The sequence below is a fragment of the Streptomyces sp. NPDC029296 genome (assembly GCF_055569255.1).
Genome location: NZ_JBVHXT010000041.1, coordinates 73,885 through 92,770, shown reverse-complemented (window position 1 = coordinate 92,770; position 18,886 = coordinate 73,885). Strand labels below are relative to the sequence as shown.

At 73.0% G+C, this 18,886-nt stretch carries 18 protein-coding genes and 1 pseudogene; 16 read left to right on the top strand and 3 right to left on the bottom strand.

All coding sequences use genetic code 11. From position 1 onward, the window contains the following. Positions 1-140: pseudogene (locus ACZ4W9_RS31125) on the top strand (IS5/IS1182 family transposase); the annotation flags it as partial. A 187-nt stretch (positions 141-327) separates the two neighbouring features. Then, complete coding sequence (locus tag ACZ4W9_RS31120; RefSeq protein ID WP_467941356.1) at positions 328-822, top strand: ATP-binding protein; 495 nt, start codon at positions 328-330, stop codon at positions 820-822. A gap of 9 nt (positions 823-831) precedes the next feature. Here ACZ4W9_RS31120 and idi read toward each other — a convergent pair whose 3' ends face one another. The 3 genes from idi to galE all read right to left on the bottom strand — a co-directional run bounded on the left by idi (position 832) and on the right by galE (position 3,667). Next, a complete protein-coding gene (idi, locus tag ACZ4W9_RS31115) occupies positions 832-1,425 on the bottom strand; it encodes an isopentenyl-diphosphate Delta-isomerase (protein ID WP_467941345.1) in 594 nt (197 codons plus the stop codon). Positions 1,426-1,623: 198 nt separating this feature from the next. After that, positions 1,624-2,565, bottom strand: coding sequence for a cation diffusion facilitator family transporter (locus tag ACZ4W9_RS31110; RefSeq protein WP_467941344.1), 942 nt, complete (start codon positions 2,563-2,565; stop codon positions 1,624-1,626). Positions 2,566-2,695: 130 nt separating this feature from the next. Continuing rightward, positions 2,696-3,667 carry a UDP-glucose 4-epimerase GalE gene (galE, locus tag ACZ4W9_RS31105; RefSeq protein WP_467941343.1) on the bottom strand — a complete coding sequence of 324 codons (972 nt, stop codon included), beginning with the start codon at positions 3,665-3,667 and terminating at the stop codon, positions 2,696-2,698. Between the two features lie 266 nt (positions 3,668-3,933). Here galE and ACZ4W9_RS31100 point away from each other — a divergent pair, with 266 nt between their 5' ends. The 14 genes from ACZ4W9_RS31100 to ACZ4W9_RS31035 all read left to right on the top strand — a co-directional run bounded on the left by ACZ4W9_RS31100 (position 3,934) and on the right by ACZ4W9_RS31035 (position 18,886). Beyond that, positions 3,934-5,763, top strand: coding sequence for a DUF5941 domain-containing protein (locus ACZ4W9_RS31100; RefSeq protein WP_467941341.1), 1,830 nt, complete (start codon positions 3,934-3,936; stop codon positions 5,761-5,763). Then, a complete protein-coding gene (locus tag ACZ4W9_RS31095; RefSeq protein WP_467941340.1) occupies positions 5,760-6,512 on the top strand; it encodes a phosphocholine cytidylyltransferase family protein in 753 nt (250 codons plus the stop codon). The genes ACZ4W9_RS31100 and ACZ4W9_RS31095 overlap by 4 nt, the downstream gene beginning before the upstream one ends. Next, the gene (locus ACZ4W9_RS31090; protein ID WP_467941338.1) at positions 6,500-7,561 is read left to right on the top strand and encodes an iron-containing alcohol dehydrogenase family protein; all 1,062 of its coding nucleotides are present in this window, start codon (positions 6,500-6,502) and stop codon (positions 7,559-7,561) included. Before ACZ4W9_RS31095 ends, ACZ4W9_RS31090 begins: the two co-directional genes overlap by 13 nt. Continuing rightward, positions 7,539-8,318: a CDP-alcohol phosphatidyltransferase family protein gene (locus ACZ4W9_RS31085; RefSeq protein WP_467941337.1), complete on the top strand. Its 780-nt coding sequence runs from the start codon at positions 7,539-7,541 to the stop codon at positions 8,316-8,318. Before ACZ4W9_RS31090 ends, ACZ4W9_RS31085 begins: the two co-directional genes overlap by 23 nt. 8 nt (positions 8,319-8,326) lie before the next feature. Then, complete coding sequence (locus ACZ4W9_RS31080; protein WP_467941354.1) at positions 8,327-9,199, top strand: glycosyltransferase family 2 protein; 873 nt, start codon at positions 8,327-8,329, stop codon at positions 9,197-9,199. An 87-nt stretch (positions 9,200-9,286) separates the two neighbouring features. Further along, complete coding sequence (locus ACZ4W9_RS31075; RefSeq protein WP_467941335.1) at positions 9,287-10,216, top strand: ABC transporter permease; 930 nt, start codon at positions 9,287-9,289, stop codon at positions 10,214-10,216. Beyond that, the gene (locus tag ACZ4W9_RS31070) at positions 10,209-10,988 is read left to right on the top strand and encodes an ABC transporter ATP-binding protein (RefSeq protein ID WP_467941334.1); all 780 of its coding nucleotides are present in this window, start codon (positions 10,209-10,211) and stop codon (positions 10,986-10,988) included. The genes ACZ4W9_RS31075 and ACZ4W9_RS31070 overlap by 8 nt, the downstream gene beginning before the upstream one ends. Positions 10,989-11,349: 361 nt before the next feature. Continuing rightward, complete coding sequence (gene hpnC, locus ACZ4W9_RS31065) at positions 11,350-12,246, top strand: squalene synthase HpnC (protein WP_467941333.1); 897 nt, start codon at positions 11,350-11,352, stop codon at positions 12,244-12,246. Beyond that, entirely contained in the window at positions 12,243-13,193 is a 951-nt protein-coding gene (gene hpnD, locus ACZ4W9_RS31060; protein ID WP_467941331.1) for a presqualene diphosphate synthase HpnD, read from the top strand. Before hpnC ends, hpnD begins: the two co-directional genes overlap by 4 nt. Then, positions 13,193-13,456 carry a DUF6380 family protein gene (locus ACZ4W9_RS31055; protein ID WP_467941329.1) on the top strand — a complete coding sequence of 88 codons (264 nt, stop codon included), beginning with the start codon at positions 13,193-13,195 and terminating at the stop codon, positions 13,454-13,456. The genes hpnD and ACZ4W9_RS31055 overlap by 1 nt, the downstream gene beginning before the upstream one ends. After that, on the top strand, positions 13,453-14,922 hold the full coding sequence (hpnE, locus tag ACZ4W9_RS31050; protein WP_467941328.1) for a hydroxysqualene dehydroxylase HpnE: 1,470 nt from the start codon (positions 13,453-13,455) through the stop codon (positions 14,920-14,922). Before ACZ4W9_RS31055 ends, hpnE begins: the two co-directional genes overlap by 4 nt. 58 nt (positions 14,923-14,980) lie before the next feature. Continuing rightward, positions 14,981-16,054 carry a polyprenyl synthetase family protein gene (locus ACZ4W9_RS31045; RefSeq protein WP_467941326.1) on the top strand — a complete coding sequence of 358 codons (1,074 nt, stop codon included), beginning with the start codon at positions 14,981-14,983 and terminating at the stop codon, positions 16,052-16,054. A gap of 116 nt (positions 16,055-16,170) precedes the next feature. Continuing rightward, the gene (shc, locus tag ACZ4W9_RS31040; protein ID WP_467941325.1) at positions 16,171-18,201 is read left to right on the top strand and encodes a squalene--hopene cyclase; all 2,031 of its coding nucleotides are present in this window, start codon (positions 16,171-16,173) and stop codon (positions 18,199-18,201) included. Between the two features lies 1 nt (position 18,202). Then, positions 18,203-18,886 (top strand): phosphorylase family protein, encoded by a 684-nt coding sequence (locus tag ACZ4W9_RS31035; RefSeq protein ID WP_467941324.1) that lies wholly within the window; start codon positions 18,203-18,205, stop codon positions 18,884-18,886.

Sequence of the window (18,886 nt, the reverse complement as noted above, 5' to 3'; positions counted from 1 at the left end):
GCCGACGGAACGTCGTCGAACGCTGCTTCAACAAGCTCAAGGGCTTCCGCGGCATCGCCACCCGGTACGACAAGACCGCTACTTCCTACGAAGCAGCGGTCACACTCGCGTCACTCCTGCTCTGGGCAAGATCCCTTTGAAGACGGACCCTAGTTCGCGAACCGGCGTCCGGAGGACAGGAGCGGTCCCGCCCGCGACCAGGTCAGGCGCGGTCGGTCAGAAACCGTTCGATACCCGCTGACTTGTGTTCAGTCATCCGGGTGGCAGCGCATCGTTACCAACACTCGACGTGTGGTGACAATCGAGCGCGAGGACGGCGACCGGACGATGGACGACCAGGGGCACGGGGACGGCCTGTGCCCGGCGGGGGGCGGCGGGCGACCGCCGGGCCCCCTGCCCTACGAAGGAGTCTGGCGGTTCACCGCGCCCGCGGTGGACGCCTCGGTCCCGCAGGCCCGGCACGCGGTACGGGACCTGCTGCTGCGCCAGGGCGTGCCGGCCTCCGACGACCTGGTGCACGGCCTGCTGCTGATCGTCTCCGAGCTGGTCACCAACGCGGTGCGGCACGCGGCGCTGCTGTCGCCGGTGCTCGCCGTGGAGGTGGCCGTCGGAGCGGAGTGGGTGCGGGTGTCGGTGGAGGACAACCACCCCTACCGCCCCACCGCCCTGGAGGCCGACCACGGCCGGACCGGCGGCCGGGGGCTGCTCCTGGTCCGCGAGGTGGCCCGGGAGGCGGGCGGAGTGGTCGACGTGGAGCACACCGCGGGCGGCGGCAAGGTGATCTGGGCCGCCCTGCCGCTCAAACCCCCGGCGCTGCCGTAGCGGGCGAGGTCACCAGCCGGCGGTCGGGCCGGTCAGCTCCCTGATCGCCGGCCGGGCCGCGTCCAGCACGGTCATGAACCAGGCCGAGAACGGGTCCCGGGCGTGTCGCTCGGCCAGCTCGCCCGGCGTCACGAAGACGGTCTCGGCGACCTCCTGCGCGTCCGGCGCGGGCGGCGCCTGCACCAGGCCGACGAACAGGTGGTTGTACTCCTGCTCCACCAGGCCCGAGACGGGGTCCGGGTGGTTGTAGCGGACCGTGCCGGCCGCCGCGAGCAGCGACGGCGACACGCCCAGCTCCTCGTGGGTGCGCCGGGCCGCCGCCGTGAACGGCGCCTCGCCCGGGTACGGGTGGCCGCAGCAGGTGTTCGACCACACGCCGGGGGAGTGGTACTTGCCGAGCGCCCGCTGCTGGAGCAGCAGCCGGCCCCGCTCGTCGAAGAGGAACACCGAGAACGCCCGGTGCAGCCGCCCCGGCGGCTGGTGGGCGGCGAGCTTCTCCTCGGTGCCGATCGTCACACCGTCCTCGTCGACCAGTTCCAGCAAGATCGCCTCTGCGGTGTCCTCCGACGAGCCGTGCGTCGCGGTGGCGGGTGTGATCGGCATGCGCATCCTTCGCTTCGGTCCCAGCATCCCAAGTCTGCCGTACGGATCCGGCGCCCCTGGCGCGTCCCGCGCCCATCGCGCGCGGCGCGGCACCGGCGGCCGTGACCCGGTAGGCCATCGTGCCCGGCGTCCGCCACCGGAAACCGGCCGGGGGCCGTCCGCCGTGCGCGAGGCACGCGCGGCCCGGCCGCGGCGCCGTCAGTGGCAGAGCCGTGCCTCGTGCTCCGCGTGCCCGCCCGGCTCCAGCTGGAACGTGCAGTGCTCCACGTCGAAGTGGTCGCCCAGACAGCCCTGGAGCTCGTGCAGCATCTTCTCGTTCCCGATGGCGTTCAGCACCTCGGAGCTGACCACCACGTGCGCCGACAGCACCGGCATGCCCGAGGTGATCGTCCAGGCGTGCAGGTCGTGCACGTCCTCGACGCCGTCCAGCGCCAGGATGTGCGCCCGGACCTCGGCCATGTCGACGCCCTTGGGAGCCGCCTCCAGCAGCACGTCCAGCGTCTCACGCAGCAGTTTCAGCGTCCGCGGCACGATCATCAGGCCGATGACCAGGGAGGCGATCGGGTCCGCCGGCTGCCAGCCGGTGGCCAGGATCACCGCCGCGGACAGCAGTACCGCCACCGAGCCCAGCGCGTCCGCGGCCACCTCCAGGAAGGCGCCGCGCACGTTCAGGCTCTCCTTCTGCCCCCGCATCAGCAGCATCAGCGAGACCGAGTTCGCGACCAGGCCGACCAGACCGAACACGATCATCAGGCCGCCCCGGGTCTCGGCGGGCTCCACGAACCGCTGCACCGCCTCGTACAGGACGTACCCGCCGACCCCGAGCAGCAGCAGACAGTTGGCGAGGGCCGCGAGGATCTCGGCGCGCGCGTAGCCGAAGGTGCGGTTGGTGCTCGCCGGGCGGCCCGCGAAGTGGATCGCGAGCAGGGCCATGCCGAGGCCCACCGCGTCGGTCGCCATGTGCGCGGCGTCCGCGATCAGCGCGAGCGAGTCGGCGACCAGGCCGCCGACGATCTCCACCACCATGATCAAGAGCGTGATGCCCAGCGCGACGCGCAGCCGCCCCCGGTACGCGGCCGTGGCCGTACCCGGGGCCGGCGCGTGGGAGTGCCCGTGCCCGTGGTCGTGCCCTGCCCCCATGACTACCGCCTTCCGTTGCCTGCCCGGACGGCCAGTGAACTACGGGAGGGGGGTATTGGCAACGCGGCACTGAACACCGTTGTCATATGCGCTGACCTGCGGAAACGTTCCGCAGGTCAGCGCGTTCGGCTCACCCGCCGTGGTGCAGCCGCCAGCCCTCCCAGGCCGACTCGACCATCTCCCGCACCCCGAGCCGGGCCCGCCAGCCCAGTGCCTCGGCGGCCCGGTCGGCCGAGGCCACCGCGCGCGGGGCGTCGCCCGGCCGGCGGGCCTCGACCACGGGCGCCCTGCGGTCCCCGGTGACCTCCCCGACGACCCCGATCAGCTCGCGCACCGAGACGCCCTCGCCCCGGCCGATGTTCAGCGTGAGATCGCCGGTGACCGCCCCGTCGGCCAGCCGCCGCGCCGCCGCCAGATGGGCCTGGGCGAGATCGGCCACATGGATGTAGTCACGGACGCAGGTGCCGTCCGGGGTCGGATAGTCGTCGCCGAAGATCCGCGGCGCCTCGTCGCGGGTGAGCCGGTCGAAGACCATCGGCACGATGTTGAAGACCCCGGTGTCCGCCAGCTCCGGCGCCGCCGCGCCCGCCACGTTGAAATACCGCAGGCACACGGTGGAGATCCCGTGCGCCCGCCCGGCCGCCCGCACCAGCCACTCCCCGGCGAGCTTGGTCTCGCCGTACGGGTTCACCGGCGCGCACGGGGTGTCCTCGGTGATCAGGTCCACGTCCGGGTCGCCGTACACCGCGGCCGACGAGGAGAACACCAGCCGGTCCACGCCGGCCTCCGCGACCGCGTCCAGCAGGGTGGCGAGGCCCCCCACGTTCTCCCGGTAGTACAGGGTGGGCCGGGCCACCGACTCCGCGACCTGCTTGCGCGCCGCGAGATGGACGACGCCCGTCACGCCGTACTCCGCGAGCACCCGCTTCAGCAGCGGCCCGTCCAGCGTCGAGCCCCGCACCAGCGGCACGTCGGCGGGCAGCCGCTCGGGCACGGCCGCCGACAGGTCGTCCAGCGCCACGACGCTCTCCCCGGCGCCCGCCATGGCCCGTGCCACATGCGCCCCGATGTATCCGGCTCCGCCGGTGATCAGCCACGTCATGGTCGCCCAGCCTATGCGTAGCCGCCCGGTGTCCCGGTTGCCCGGGTCTGCCCCATGGGTTTGTGGGCGGGGGCCCCGATCACCGATGATGATCGCGGCAAAGGCCGGGTCAGCCCCGGTGGGCCGGACCGTGAACGGCCGGTGAACGCGGGCTCCGGCCCATCCGATAGCCTCTGCCGACATGCCGCCCGGGTGCCGCAGGCCGGGGCGCCCCACCATGCAGCAGACCGGCGCCGCGCGCGTCGGCACCCAGGGAGTGAGTTCCGTTGTCGACGGCCATCGTCACCGGTCAGCCGGTCCCAGGATCGTCACTGGAACACGATCTGCGGTCCCTCGGCTTCGACGTGCGCGTGGCCGCCGACGCCGCCGAGGCGCGGACCCTGCTCGCCACCGTGCCGGCCGACCGGCGCGTGGCCCTGGTCGACGCCCGCTTCGTGGGCCACCCGCACGCGCTGCGCCTCGGCCTGACCGACCCGCGCTTCCCGCTCGCCGCCGTCCCCGGCGCCGTCACCGCCCAGCCCGCCGCCCGGCAGGCCCTCACCCGGGCCGTGGCCCGCGCGACCTCCGCGCACGCCGGTACGGCCGCCCGGGACACCGAGGGCGGCACCCCGGCGCCCGCCGAGGACGGCCTCGCCGACCGCGTCGCCGGTGCCCTGGACGACGACGGCGACGCGGTGCACCGGCCCGAGCTGGGCAGCCTGGTCGCCACCGTGCCCGCCGGCCCGCGGGCGCTGGACGAGGCCCGCCGGGCCGTCGCCGCCGTCGACGACGAGGCCGTGCGCCTGAGGTCGGCCGTGAAGTCCCGCGACGGCTTCTTCACCACGTTCTTCATCAGCCCCTACTCGCGCTACCTCGCCCGCTGGTGCGCCCGCCGCGGCCTGACCCCGAACCAGGTCACCACGGCCTCGCTGCTCACCGCGCTGATCGCGGCCGGCTGCGCGGCCACCGGCACCCGCGGCGGCTTCGTCGCGGCCGGCGTGCTGCTCATCGCCTCCTTCGTACTGGACTGCACCGACGGCCAGCTCGCCCGCTACGCGCTGAAGTACTCCACCCTCGGCGCTTGGCTCGACGCCACCTTCGACCGGGCCAAGGAGTACGCCTACTACGCGGGCCTCGCCCTCGGCGCGGCCCGCGGCGGCGACGACGTCTGGGCGCTCGCCCTCGGCGCGATGGTCCTGCAGACCTGCCGGCACGTGGTCGACTTCTCCTTCAACGAGGCCAACCACGACGCCACCGCCAACACCAGCCCCACCGCCGCCCTCTCCGACAAGCTCGACAGCGTCGGCTGGACGGTCTGGCTGCGCCGCATGATCGTGCTGCCGATCGGCGAACGCTGGGCGATGATCGCGGTCCTCACCGCGGTCACCAGCCCGCGCATCACCTTCTACGCGCTGCTCGTCGGCTGCGCCCTGGCGGCGGCGTACACCACGGCGGGCCGCGTGCTGCGCTCGGTGACCCGCAAGGCCCGGCGCACCGACCGCGCCGCGCGGGCGCTCGCCGACCTCGCCGACTCCGGGCCGCTCGCGCACGCGGTCCGGCGGGTGTCCGGGCGCGGCCTGCCCGGGTTCGCCGTGCCCGCCGTCGCCCTGCTGGGCGGTGCCGCGGTCGTGGCCTGCTCGGCCCTCACCGACTTCGGCGGCACCCTCCCGGTCGTCGGCGCCCTCGTCTACGTCCTCACCTCGGCCCTCGCCGTCGCCCGCCCCCTCAAGGGCGCGCTGGACTGGCTGGTCCCCCCGCTGTTCCGGGCCGCCGAGTACGGCACCGTCCTCGCCCTCGCCGGTGAAGCGGACGTGAACGGAGCCCTTCTCGCCGCTTTCGGGCTGGTGGCGGCCGTCGCCTACCATCACTACGACACGGTGTACCGCATCCGCGGCAACGCCGGAGCGCCCCCGGCCGGGCTGGTGCGCGCCATCGGTGGGCAGGAGGGGCGGACGCTGCTCGTCACCGCCCTGGCCGCCGTGCTCACCGCCGCGCAGTTCACGGCCGCGCTCACGGTTCTCGCCGTGGCCGTCGCCCTGGTGGTGCTCGTCGAGAGCATCCGCTTCTGGGTGTCCGCCGGGGCGCCCGCCGTACACGACGAAGGAGAAACCGCATGATCGGCCTCGTGCTGGCGGCCGGCGCCGGACGGCGTCTGCGCCCCTACACCGACACCCTGCCCAAGGCGCTGGTGCCGGTGGGGCCCGCGGGCATAGAGGGCGAGCCGACGGTCCTGGACCTGACGCTCGGCAACTTCGCCGAGATCGGCCTGACCGAGGTCGCGGTCATCGTCGGCTACCGCAAGGAGGCCGTCTACGCGCGCAAGGCGGCCCTGGAGGCCAAGTACGGCCTCAAGCTCACCCTCATCGACAACGACAAGGCCGAGGAGTGGAACAACGCCTACTCCCTGTGGTGCGGCCGTGACGCCCTCGGGGACGGTGTGATCCTCGCCAACGGCGACACCGTCCACCCGGTCTCCGTCGAGAAGACGCTGCTCGCCGCCCGCGGCGACGGCAAGAGGATCATCCTCGCCCTGGACACGGTGAAGAGCCTGGCCGACGAGGAGATGAAGGTCGTCGTCGACCCCGAGCGGGGCATGACGAGGATCACCAAGCTGATGGACCCCGCCGAGGCCACCGGCGAGTACATCGGCGTCACCCTGATCGAGGGCGACGCCGCGCCGGAACTGGCCGACGCGCTGAAGACGGTCTGGGAGACCGACCCGCAGCAGTTCTACGAGCACGGCTACCAGGAACTGGTCGACCGCGGCTTCCGCATCGACGTGGCCCCGATCGGCCAGGTCGACTGGGTCGAGATCGACAACCACGAGGACCTCGCCCGGGGACGGGAGATCGCGTGCCAGTACTGACCCGGCTGATCCCCTCGCCGGTCGTCGTGGACGTCCGCCCGGGCGCCCTGGACGACCTGGCCTGCGTACTCGCCGACGAGCGCATCTCGCAGTCGGGCCGGCTCGCCATCGCCGTCAGCGGCGGCTCCGGCGCCCGGCTGCGCGAGCGGATCGCCCCCACGCTGCCCGGCGCCACCTGGTACGAGGTCGGCGGCGGCACCATCGACGACGCGGTCCGGCTGGCGAGCGACATCAAGGCCGGCCACTACGACGCGGTGGTCGGCCTCGGCGGCGGGAAGATCATCGACTGCGCCAAGTTCGCGGCGGCCCGGGTGGGCCTGCCGCTGGTCGCCGTCGCCACCAACCTCGCCCACGACGGTCTGTGCTCGCCGGTCGCCACCCTCGACAACGACGCCGGCCGCGGCTCCTACGGCGTGCCCAACCCGATCGCGGTCATCATCGACCTCGACGTGATCCGCGAGGCTCCCGTCCGGTTCGTCCGCTCCGGCATCGGCGACGCCATCTCCAACATCTCCGCCGTCGCGGACTGGGAGCTGGCCCACCGGGTCAACGGCGAGAAGGTCGACGGCCTCGCCGCCGCCATGGCCCGGCAGGCCGGCGAGGCGGTGCTCCGCCACCCCGGCGGAGTCGGCGACGACGGCTTCCTCCAGGTACTGGCCGAGGCGCTGGTCCTCACCGGCATCGCCATGTCCGTGTCGGGCGACTCCCGCCCGTCCTCCGGCGCCTGCCACGAGATCAACCACGCCTTCGACCTGCTCTACCCCAAGCGTGCCGCCGCCCACGGCGAGCAGTGCGGCCTCGGCGCCGCCTTCGCGATGTACCTGCGCGGCGCCCACGAGGAGTCGGCGTACATGGCCGAGGTGCTGCGCCGGCACGGGCTCCCGGTGCTGCCGGAGGAGATCGGCTTCACGGTGGACGAGTTCGTCCGCGCGGTGGAGTTCGCCCCGGAGACCCGGCCCGGCCGCTACACGATCCTCGAACACCTCGACCTCAAGACGAATCAGATCAAGGACATCTACGCCGACTATGTCAAGGCCATCGGTAGCTGAACTCCGTCCGGTCGTCCACCCCGCGGGGGTGAAGGACCGGCGCAGCGGTGAGCACTGGGCGGGACGCCTCTACATGCGCGAGGTGTCCCTGCGCGTCGACCGCTACCTGGTCAACACCAGGGTCACGCCCAACCAGCTCACGTACCTGATGACCGTCTGCGGCGTGCTCGCGGCCCCGGCCCTGCTGGTGCCGGGCATCCCGGGCGCGGTGCTCGGCGTGCTCGCCACCCAGCTGTACCTGCTGCTGGACTGCGTCGACGGGGAGATCGCCCGCTGGAAGCAGCAGTACTCGCTCGGCGGGGTCTACCTCGACCGGGTCGGCGCCTACCTCACCGACGCCGCCGTGCTGGTCGGCCTCGGGCTGCGCGCCGCCGACCTGTGGGGCACCGGCCGCATCGACTGGCTGTGGGCCTTCCTCGGCACGCTCGCCGCGCTCGGCGCCATCCTGATCAAGGCCGAGACCGACCTGGTCGGCGTCGCCCGGCACCAGACCGGCAAGCCCCCGGTGCAGGAGGCCGCCTCCGAGCCGCGCTCCTCCGGGATGGCGCTGGCCCGCCGAGCCGCCGCCGCGCTGAAGTTCCACCGGCTGATCCTCGGCATCGAGGCCTCGCTGCTGATCGTCGTCCTCGCGATCGTGGACCAGGCCCGCGGCGACCTGTTCTTCACCCGTCTCGGCACCGCCGTGCTGGCCGGCATCGCCCTGCTGCAGACCCTGCTGCACCTGGTGTCCATCCTCGCCTCCAGCAGGCTGAAGTGAGCGCGCCCATGAAGGTCGGCGCCGTCGTCATCACCATGGGCAACCGGCCCGAGGAGCTGCGGGCCCTGCTCGACTCCGTCGCCAAGCAGGACGGCGACCCGGTCGAGGTGGTCGTCGTCGGCAACGGCTCGCCCGTCCCGGACGTGCCGGAGGGCGTACGGACCGTGGAGGTGCCCGAGAACCTGGGCATCCCCGGCGGGCGCAACGTCGGCATAGAGGCGTTCGGCCCCTCCGGCCGCGATGTCGACATATTGCTCTTCCTCGACGACGACGGTCTGCTCGCCCGCCACGACACCGCCGAGCTGTGCCGTGAGGCCTTCGCCGCGGACCCCGAGCTCGGCATCATCAGCTTCCGCATCGCCGACCCCGACACCGGCGAGACCCAGCGCCGGCACGTGCCCCGGCTGCGCGCCTCGGACCCGATGCGCTCCTCCCGGGTCACCACCTTCCTCGGCGGCGCCAACGCCGTACGCACCCGTGTCTTCGCCGAGGTCGGCACCCTGCCCGACGCGTTCTTCTACGCGCACGAGGAGACGGACCTCGCCTGGCGGGCCCTCGACGCGGGCTGGATGATCGACTACCGGTCCGACATGGTGCTGTACCACCCGACGACCGCGCCCTCGCGGCACGCCGTCTACCACCGCATGGTCGCCCGCAACCGCGTCTGGCTCGCCCGCCGCAACCTCCCCGCCCCCCTCGTCCCGGTCTACCTCGGGGTCTGGCTGCTGCTCACCCTGCTCCGCCGTCCCTCGCGGCCGGCCCTGCGGGCCTGGTTCGGCGGGTTCCGGGAGGGCTGGGCCACGCCGTGCGGTCCCCGCCGCCCGATGCGCTGGCGTACGGTGTGGCGACTCACCCGACTGGGCCGTCCCCCGGTCATCTGACAAGCTCGTCCCCGACGGGTCAGTGCCGCCGCGCGCGGCTGCCCGGCGACGAACCGACACGCGTACCCGAAGACGAAAGTTTCCCCTGTGAGTGAGACCACGCACGACGGCACGGTCGTGGTGACCGCGGCCCCGTCGCCCGACGCGGGACTGACGGCGGCCGAGCTCGCCGCCAAGTACGGGCTCTCCGTGAGCGGCGCCCGGCCCTCGCTCGTGGAGTACGTCCGGCAGCTGTGGGGACGGCGCCACTTCATCCTGGCCTTCTCCCAGGCCAAGCTGACCGCCCAGTACAGCCAGGCCAAGCTCGGCCAGCTCTGGCAGGTGGCCACCCCCCTGCTGAACGCGGCCGTGTACTTCCTCATCTTCGGGCTGATCCTGCACGCCAGCCGCGGCATGTCCCGGGAGGTGTACATCCCGTTCCTGGTCACCGGCGTGTTCGTGTTCACCTTCACCCAGAGTTCGGTGATGTCGGGCGTGCGCGCCATCTCCGGCAACCTCGGCCTGGTGCGCGCCCTGCACTTCCCGCGCGCCGCGCTGCCCGTCTCCTTCTCGCTCCAGCAGCTCCAGCAGCTGCTGTTCTCGATGCTGGTGCTGTTCGCCGTGGCGGTCGGCTTCGGCAGCTACCCGGGCCCGTCCTGGCTGCTGATCGTGCCGGTGCTGGTGCTGCAGTTCCTGTTCAACACCGGGCTCGCGCTGATCGTGGCCCGGATGGGCGCCAAGACTCCGGACCTCGCGCAGCTGATGCCGTTCGTGCTGCGCACCTGGATGTACGCCTCCGGCGTCATGTTCTCGATCAACACCATGCTGGCGGGCCGCCCCGAGTGGATCGTCCGGGTGCTCCAGGTCAACCCGGTCGCCGTCTACATGGACCTGATGCGCTTCGCCCTGATCGACGACTACGGTTCCTCCAACCTGCCGCCGCACGTGTGGGCCATCGCCCTGCTGTGGGCCGTGGTCGTCTTCGCCGGCGGCTTCGTGTACTTCTGGAAGGCGGAGGAGCGGTACGGCCGTGGCTGAGCAGCACATCCAGGACCAGCGCCCGACGGTCATCGCGGACGATCTGCACATCGTCTACCGGGTCAACGGCGCCAAGACCGGCAAGGGCAGCGCGACCGCGGCCCTCAGCCGCATCCTGCGGCGCGGCGAGGAGCGGGGCGTGCGCAAGGTGCACGCCGTGCGCGGCGTGTCCTTCATCGCCTACCGCGGCGAGGCCATCGGCCTGATCGGCTCCAACGGCTCCGGCAAGTCGACCCTGCTGCGCGCCATCGCCGGCCTGCTGCCCGCGGAGAGCGGCAAGGTCTACACCGACGGCCAGCCGTCCCTGCTGGGCGTGAACGCGGCCCTGATGAACGACCTCACCGGCGAGCGGAACGTCATCCTGGGCGGTCTGGCCATGGGCATGTCCCGGGAGCAGATCAAGGAGCGCTACCAGGACATCGTCGACTTCTCCGGCATCAACGAGAAGGGCGACTTCATCACCCTTCCGATGCGCACGTACTCCTCCGGTATGGCGGCCCGGCTGCGTTTCTCCATCGCCGCCGCCAAGGACCACGACGTCCTGATGATCGACGAGGCGCTGGCCACCGGTGACCGCAAGTTCCAGAAGCGGTCCGAGGAACGCATCCGGGAACTGCGCAAAGAGGCCGGAACGGTCTTTCTGGTCAGTCACAACAACAAGTCGATCCGCGACACCTGCAACCGCGTGCTGTGGCTGGAACGCGGTGAACTGCGGATGGACGGACCCACCGACGAGGTCCTGAAGGAGTACGAGAAGTTCACGGGCAAGTGACCCGTTTCGGTCAGGGCCCCGTCGGAATTTCGTCCGGCGGGGCCCTTCGTCTGCAAAGGAAACGTCAACTCGGCCCCGTGTCAGGAATCTTGGAGCCAATCGGTGTGTTGTTGTGATGTGCGGGACACCCCGGCGATGGGCGCCACGTTGTACAACGTAAGCTGTACCGGTGCCGGAAACCGGCAAGTGCGGCGATAATGCGCGCCTTCCTTCGCGGAGGTGTCCTCGTGCATTGCGGGGCGGCGTGTCCGAAATAGTGTGTATTGGGTCGGCAGTGTAGAACGGGAGATGTGACGGCAATGGCTACGGAAACGCCCCAGCGCAGCGCAGCGTGTGCCGTCCCCGCCCCGGGCAGCGCCCGATGACGGCCCTCGACACGGCGTCCGGCCCGGAACGCGCCACCCTGGACAAGGCCGCGAGCGAGAACTTCCCGGTGGCCCCCTTCTTCCTGCCCCGGGCCTGGCGCGCCGACCTGATGGCCGTGTACGGCTTCGCCCGCCTCGTGGACGACATCGGCGACGGCGACCTCGCCCCCGGCGGCGCCGACGCCCGCCTGCTCGGCGTGTCGCCCGCCGGGGCCGCCGACCGGCTCGTCCTCCTCGACGCCTTCGAGGAGGACCTGCGCCGCGTGTTCGACGGCACGCCGCGCCACCCGCTGCTGCGCCGCCTGCAGCCCACCGTCCGGCGCCGCGCCCTCACCCCCGAGCCGTTCCTCGGGCTGATCGCCGCCAACCGCCAGGACCAGCTCGTCGCCCGCTACGAGACCTACGACGACCTCCTCGCCTACTGCGAACTGTCCGCCAACCCCGTCGGCCGCCTCGTGCTCGCCGTCACCGGCACCTCCACCCCCGAGCGGATCAGGCTGTCCGACGCGATCTGCACCGCGCTGCAGATCGTGGAGCACCTCCAGGACGTAGCCGAGGACCTCGGCCGCGACCGCGTCTACCTGCCCGCCGAGGACATGAAGCGCTTCCACGTCCAGGAAGCTGATCTTGGCCAAAAAAGCGCGGGCGCATCGGTGCGCGCCCTGGTTGCATACGAAGCACAACGCGCCCGCGATCTGCTGGATGAAGGCGCTCCCCTGGTGGGTAGCGTCCACGGCAGGCTCAGACTGCTGCTCGCGGGGTTCGTGGCGGGGGGAAGGGCGGCGATCAGAGCGATCGCCGCCGCCGAATACGACGTACTTCCCGGCCCGCCCAAACCCGGCAAGGTCCAGTTGCTGCGTGAGGCGGGCGTGATCCTGCGAGGAGAGGGGTGATCCGGACCGTGGAGTCCGCGCCGCACGTGTCCGCGCCGGTACTCGCCGCCTACAGCTACTGCGAGGCCGTGACCGGGCAGCAGGCCCGTAACTTCGCCTACGGCATCCGGCTGCTGCCGGCGGCCAAGCGCCGCGCCATGTCGGCGCTGTACGCGTTCTCCCGGCGGGTGGACGACATCGGCGACGGCGGCCTCGCCGACGAGGTCAAGCTGACACGGCTGGAGGACACCCGGGCGCTGCTCGCCCGGATCCGCGAGGACGACGTCGAGGAGGACGACACCGACCCGGTGGCCGTCGCCCTCGGCCACGCCGCGCGGGTCTTCCCGATCCCGCTCGGCGGCCTGGACGAGCTGATCGACGGCGTCCAGATGGACGTGCGCGGGGAGACCTACGAGACCTGGGACGACCTCAAGACGTACTGCCGGTGTGTCGCCGGTGCCATCGGCCGCCTCTCGCTCGGCGTGTTCGGCACCGAACCCGGCGCACGCGGTACCGAGCGCGCCGCCGAGTACGCCGACACGCTGGGCCTCGCCCTCCAGCTCACCAACATCCTCCGCGACGTCCGCGAGGACGCGCTGGGCGGCCGCACCTACCTGCCGGCCGACGACCTCGCCAAGTTCGGCTGCTCGGCCGGCTTCCGGGCGCCGACCCCGCCCGAGGGTTCCGACTTCGCCGGCCTCGTCCATTTCGAAGTACGGCGCGCCCGGGCCCTGTTCGCCGAGGGCTACCGGCTGCTGCCCATGCTCGACCGGCGCAGCGGCGCCTGTGTCGCCGCGATGGCCGGCATCTACCGCCGGCTGCTCGACCGCATCGAGCGCGACCCGGAGGCCGTGCTGCGCGGCCGGGTCTCGCTGCCCGGACACGAGAAGGCCTACGTCGCCGTGCGCGGCCTGTCCGGCCTCGACACCCGCCATGTCTCCCGGCGCTCCGTGCGGAGGCGCGCCTGATGCGGCGCACCGAACCGGAGCCGGCCGAACCGGACGGCCCGCGGCAGGCAACCCTCCACCGCGGCGCGGCGTCCCTGAGGGCGACGGCCGGGCGCGCACCGTCCGGCCGCCGTGCCCGCACCGTGCGGGAACGCGGGGCCGGGTCCGGCATGCGGCTCCCGCCGCACGGGCGTGAGCAGGCACGACGAGGCGGCGCACGGGGCCCGGCCGGTACCGGCCGCGCCCGCGGGGCGCTCGCGCACGTAGGGAAGGACGCACGATGAGCGACGGCTCACCCCACCCGGCACCGGCCGGCACCCCGGGCACGGCGGCCCGCAGCGCGGTCGTGGTCGGCGGCGGACTCGCCGGGGTCACCGCGGCGCTCGCCCTCGCCGACGCGGGCGTCCGCGTCACCCTGCTCGAAGGCAGGCCCAGGCTGGGCGGCCTCGCCTTCTCCTTCCAGCGCGGCGAACTGACCGTCGACAACGGCCAGCACGTGTACCTGCGCTGCTGCACCGCCTACCGCTGGTTCCTCGACCGGATCCAGGGCACGGCGCTGGCACCGCTGCAGGACCGCCTGGACGTGCCCGTCGTCGATGTCGCCAAGCCCGTGGGCCGGCGGCTCGGCAGACTGCGGCGCGACCCGCTGCCCGTCCCCCTCCACCTGGGACGCGGCCTGGCCGCCTATCCGCACCTCTCGCTCGCCGAGCGCGCCGCCGTCGGGCGGGCCGCGCTCGCGCTGAAGGGGCTCGACCTCGCCGATCCGACCCTGGACACCCAGGACTTCGGCAGCTGGCTGGCCGCGCACGGCCAGTCCGCGCGCGCCATCGAGGCCCTGTGGGACCTGGTCGGGGTCGCCACCCTCAACGCGGTCGCGGGCGACGCCTCGCTGGGGCTCGCCGCGATGGTGTTCAAGACCGGTCTGCTGTCCGACCCGGGCGCGGCCGACATCGGCTGGGCCCGCGTCCCGCTGGGCGAACTGCACGACCGGCTGGCCCGCAAGGCGCTCGACTCCGCGGGCGTGCGTACCGAGGTCCGTACACGCGTCACCTCCGTCTCCACCAACGACAACGGCGGGTGGAGCGTCCGAGTTCCCGGCGAGACGCTTTCCGCGGACGCCGTCGTCCTCGCCGTACCCCAGCGCGAGGCTTACGGCCTGCTCCCGCCCGGCGCCCTCGACGCGCCCGAGCGACTGCTGGAGATCGGCACCGCGCCGATCCTCAACATCCACGTCGTCTACGACCGCAAGGTGCTCGCGCGCCCCTTCTTCGCCGCGCTCGGCACCCCGGTGCAGTGGGTGTTCGACCGCACCGACGCCTCCGGACTGCTGAAAGGCGGGCCCGAGGGGGCTGCGCACAACGACGGCGGGCGCCCGGCGGGCCAGTACCTCGCGCTGTCCCAGTCGGCCGCGCAGGACGACATCGACACCCCGGTGGCCGAACTCCGCGAGCGCTACCTGCCCGAGCTGGAGCGGCTCATCCCCGGCACCCGCGCCGCCGGGGTGAAGGACTTCTTCGTGACCCGGGAGCGCACGGCCACGTTCGCCCCCGCCCCCGGCGTCGGACGCCTCAGGCCCGGCGCCCGGACGAAGGCCCCCGGCCTGTACCTGGCCGGAGCGTGGACCGCCACCGGGTGGCCCGCGACCATGGAGAGCGCGGTCCGCAGCGGAGTGAGCGCGGCCGACGCCGCGCTCGGCACCCTGGGCCGGCCCCGCCCGCGCCACCTCTTCGCCTTCGAGGAGGCGGCGTGACGCCCGGCCCGCGGGCGACCGCCCCCGCACCCCCGGTACCGCAACCAGAGGAGAGATTGTGCCCACTGTGCCCCCGGCCGCGACGCCCGCTCGGAGGCCCGCGGTGGACGTGACCGCGCTCCTGGAGCGCGGCAGGAACCTGGCCACACCGGTGCTGCGGGCGGCCGTCGACCGCCTGGCCCCGCCCATGGACACCGTGGCCGCCTACCACTTCGGCTGGATCGACGCCGCCGGCAACCCCGCGCACGGCGACGGCGGCAAGGCCGTCCGCCCCGCGCTGGCCGTGCTGTCCGCCGAGGTCACCGGTGCCGCGCCCGAGGCCGGCGTGCCCGGCGCGGTCGCCGTCGAGCTCGTGCACAACTTCTCGCTGCTGCACGACGACCTGATGGACGGCGACGAGCAGCGCCGGCACCGCGACACCGTCTGGAAGGTGCACGGCCCCGCCCAGGCCATCCTGGTCGGCGACGCCCTGTTCGCCCTCGCCGGCGAGGTCCTGCTGGAGATCGGCACGGTCGAGGCCGGCCGCGCCGCCCGCCGGCTGACCGCGGCCACCCGCGCCCTGATCGACGGCCAGGCCCAGGACATCTCCTACGAGCACCGCGACCGCGTCAGCGTCGAGGAGTGCCTGGAGATGGAGGGCAACAAGACCGGCTCCCTGCTGGCCTGCGCCTCCTCCATCGGCGCCGTCCTCGGCGGTGCGGACGACACCACCGCCGACGCGCTGGAGCGCTACGGCTACCACCTCGGCCTCGCCTTCCAGGCCGTGGACGACCTGCTCGGCATCTGGGGCGACCCGGAGGCCACCGGCAAGCAGACCTGGAGCGATCTGCGCCAGCGCAAGAAGTCCCTGCCGGTCGTCGCCGCCCTCGCGGCCGGCGGCCCCGCCTCCGAACAGCTCGGCGAGATCCTCGCCGCGGACGCCAAGAGCAGCGACTTCGAGAACTTCTCCGAGGAGGAGTTCGCGGCCCGCGCCGCCCTCATCGAGGAGGCCGGCGGCCGCGAGTGGACGGCCGCCGAAGCGCGCCGTCAGCACACCATCGCCATCGAAGCGCTCGAGGCCGTGGACATGCCCGACCGGGTGCGGGAGTCCTTCACGGCGCTCGCCGACTTCGTCGTCGTACGAAAGAGATGATCACCATTGGCTGGATAAGCCTCGCGTAGTCGCCGGCCGGTGCCGCAGGACGAAGGACACCGGCCGACGGCGGACCCACAGCAGCACGACTCGCACGACTGCACGAAGGGGAAGCCATGACAGCGACGACCGACGGAAGCACCGGGGCCATCTTGCCGTCCCGGGCTGCCGCGGCCAGCGACTCCACCCTCACCATCCCCGAGACGGCCGGGGTACAAGAAGCCGCCACGCGCGCCGTACGGCGCGCCACCGATTTCCTGCTCGCCCGGCAGGACGCCGAGGGCTGGTGGAAAGGCGACCTGGAGACCAACGTCACCATGGACGCCGAGGATCTGCTGCTCCGTCAGTTCCTGGGCATCCTGGACGAGCACACCGCGCAGGCCGCCGCGAAGTTCATCCGCGGCGAGCAGCGCGAGGACGGCACCTGGGCCACGTTCTACGGCGGCCCGGGCGACCTGTCCGCCACCGTGGAGGCGTACGTCGCCCTGCGCCTGGCCGGCGACGCGCCCGACGCGCCGCACATGGCGCGGGCCTCGGCCTGGATCCGCGAGCGGGGCGGCATCGCCGCCGCGCGGGTCTTCACCCGGATCTGGCTCGCCCTGTTCGGCTGGTGGAAGTGGGAGGACCTGCCCGAACTCCCACCGGAGCTGATCTTCTTCCCCACCTGGTTCCCGCTCAACATCTACGACTTCGGATGCTGGGCGCGGCAGACCATCGTGCCGCTCACCATCGTCTCCGCCAAGCGCCCCGTGCGCCCGGCCCCGTTCGCGCTGGACGAGCTGCACACCGATCCGGCCGTCCCGAACCCGCCGCAGCCGCTCGCCCCGGTGGCGAGCTGGGACGGCGTCTTCCAGCGGCTGGACAAGGTGGTCCGCGGCTACCGCAAGGTCGCCGTGCGCAGGCTGCGCAAGGCCGCGATGAACGCGGCGGCCCGCTGGATCATCGAACGGCAGGAGAACGACGGCTGCTGGGGCGGCATCCAGCCCCCGGCCGTGTACTCCGTCATCGCCCTGCACCTGCTCGGCTACGACCTCCAGCACCCGGTGCTGCGCGAGGGCCTCGCCTCCCTGGACCGCTTCGCCGTCTGGCGCGAGGACGGCGCCCGGATGATCGAGGCCTGCCAGTCCCCGGTGTGGGACACCTGCCTGGCCACCATCGCCCTGGTGGACGCCGGGCTGCCCGCGGACCACCCCCAGCTGGTCAAGGCCGCCGACTGGATGCTCGGCGAGGAGATCGCCCGCCCCGGCGACTGGGCCGTGCGCCGGCCCGAACTGCCCCCGGGCGGCTGGGCCTTCGAGTTCCACAACGACAACTACCCCGACATCGACGACACCGCCGAGGTCGCGCTCGCGCTGCGCCGGGTCCGCCACCACGACCCCGAGCACGTGGACCGGGCCATCGGCCGGGCCGTGCGCTGGAACCTCGGCATGCAGTCGAAGAACGGCGCCTGGGGCGCCTTCGACGTGGACAACACCAGCCCGTTCCCGAACCGGCTGCCGTTCTGCGACTTCGGCGAGGTCATCGACCCGCCGTCCGCGGACGTCACCGCGCACGTGGTGGAGATGCTCGCCGCCGAGGGCCTGGCCGACGACCCGCGCACCCGCCGCGGCATCGACTGGCTGCTCGTCGAACAGGAGGCCGACGGCTCGTGGTTCGGCCGCTGGGGCGTCAACTACATCTACGGCACCGGCTCGGTCGTCCCCGCGCTCACCGCGGCCGGACTGCCCACCTCGCACCCGGCGATCCGGCGGGCCGTGGCCTGGCTGGAGAGCGTGCAGAACGACGACGGCGGCTGGGGCGAGGACCTGCGCTCCTACCGGGACGCCAGGGAATGGAGCGGCCGGGGCGCCTCCACCGCCTCGCAGACCGCGTGGGCGCTGATGGCGCTGCTCGCCGCCGGGGAGAAGGGTTCCGCGGCCGTCGAGCGTGGCGTGCGCTGGCTGGCCGACACCCAGCGGGAGGACGGCGGCTGGGACGAGCCGTACTTCACCGGCACCGGCTTCCCCTGGGACTTCTCCATCAACTACCACCTGTACCGGCAGGTGTTCCCGCTCACCGCGCTCGGCCGGTACCTGCACGGGGACCCCTTCGAGCGCAACCTGTTCGCCCGGGCCCAGAAGGTCACCGCGCGGGCCGAGGGGAACTGATGTGAGCCACCAGCCCGCTCCGGCTCCGCTGCTGATCGCCTGCGCGCTCGGCATCGAGCACCTCGCCCTGCGCACCGGCGACCGCCGGGCGCGCGGGGCGGGCACGCCGCTGCGCGGAGGCGCCGCGCGGCGGGCCGGCGGGCCGGTGACCTTCGTCCGCACGGGCATGGGGCCCCGTGCGGCGGAACGCTCCGTCACCCGGCTCCTGTCCGGCCCGGCACCCGCCGGCACGGCCGTGCTGGCCACCGGCTTCTGTGCCGGACTGGCCCCCGGGATGCACCCCGGCGACCTGGTGGTCGCCGAGGAGACCCGCGATCCGCGCGGCACCGTGCCGTGCGCGGGCACCGAACTCCTGGTCAGGGAACTCGCGCGCCTGCTGCCCGGCCGCACCGTGCACACCGGCCCGCTCACCGGCTCCGACCACGTCGTACGGGGCCCCGAGCGATCCGATCTGCTCACCACCGGCGCGATCGCCGTGGACATGGAGTCGGCGGCCACGCTGCTGGCCGCCGTCCGCACCGGCGAGCGGCCGGTCGCCGCCGTACGGGTCGTCGTGGACGCACCCGAACACGAACTCGTCCGGATCGGCACCCTGCGCGGGGGAATATCGGCCTTCCGCGTTCTCCGTTCCATCCTTCCCGCATTTTTCGAATGGCACCGTTCTATGCCGCTCCCTCGGAGGTGA

Bases quoted from the DNA above. Each gene is read 5' to 3' on its own strand.
- ACZ4W9_RS31120 (WP_467941356.1), top strand. From the start codon at position 328: ATGGACGACCAGGGGCACGGGGACGGCCTGTGCCCGGCGGGGGGCGGC.
- idi (WP_467941345.1), bottom strand. From the start codon at position 1,425: ATGCCGATCACACCCGCCACCGCGACGCACGGCTCGTCGGAGGACACC.
- ACZ4W9_RS31110 (WP_467941344.1), bottom strand. From the start codon at position 2,565: ATGGGGGCAGGGCACGACCACGGGCACGGGCACTCCCACGCGCCGGCC.
- galE (WP_467941343.1), bottom strand. From the start codon at position 3,667: ATGACGTGGCTGATCACCGGCGGAGCCGGATACATCGGGGCGCATGTG.
- ACZ4W9_RS31095 (WP_467941340.1), top strand. From the start codon at position 5,760: ATGATCGGCCTCGTGCTGGCGGCCGGCGCCGGACGGCGTCTGCGCCCC.
- ACZ4W9_RS31085 (WP_467941337.1), top strand. From the start codon at position 7,539: ATGTCAAGGCCATCGGTAGCTGAACTCCGTCCGGTCGTCCACCCCGCG.
- ACZ4W9_RS31080 (WP_467941354.1), top strand. From the start codon at position 8,327: ATGAAGGTCGGCGCCGTCGTCATCACCATGGGCAACCGGCCCGAGGAG.
- hpnC (WP_467941333.1), top strand. From the start codon at position 11,350: ATGACGGCCCTCGACACGGCGTCCGGCCCGGAACGCGCCACCCTGGAC.
- ACZ4W9_RS31055 (WP_467941329.1), top strand. From the start codon at position 13,193: ATGCGGCGCACCGAACCGGAGCCGGCCGAACCGGACGGCCCGCGGCAG.
- hpnE (WP_467941328.1), top strand. From the start codon at position 13,453: ATGAGCGACGGCTCACCCCACCCGGCACCGGCCGGCACCCCGGGCACG.
- shc (WP_467941325.1), top strand. From the start codon at position 16,171: ATGACAGCGACGACCGACGGAAGCACCGGGGCCATCTTGCCGTCCCGG.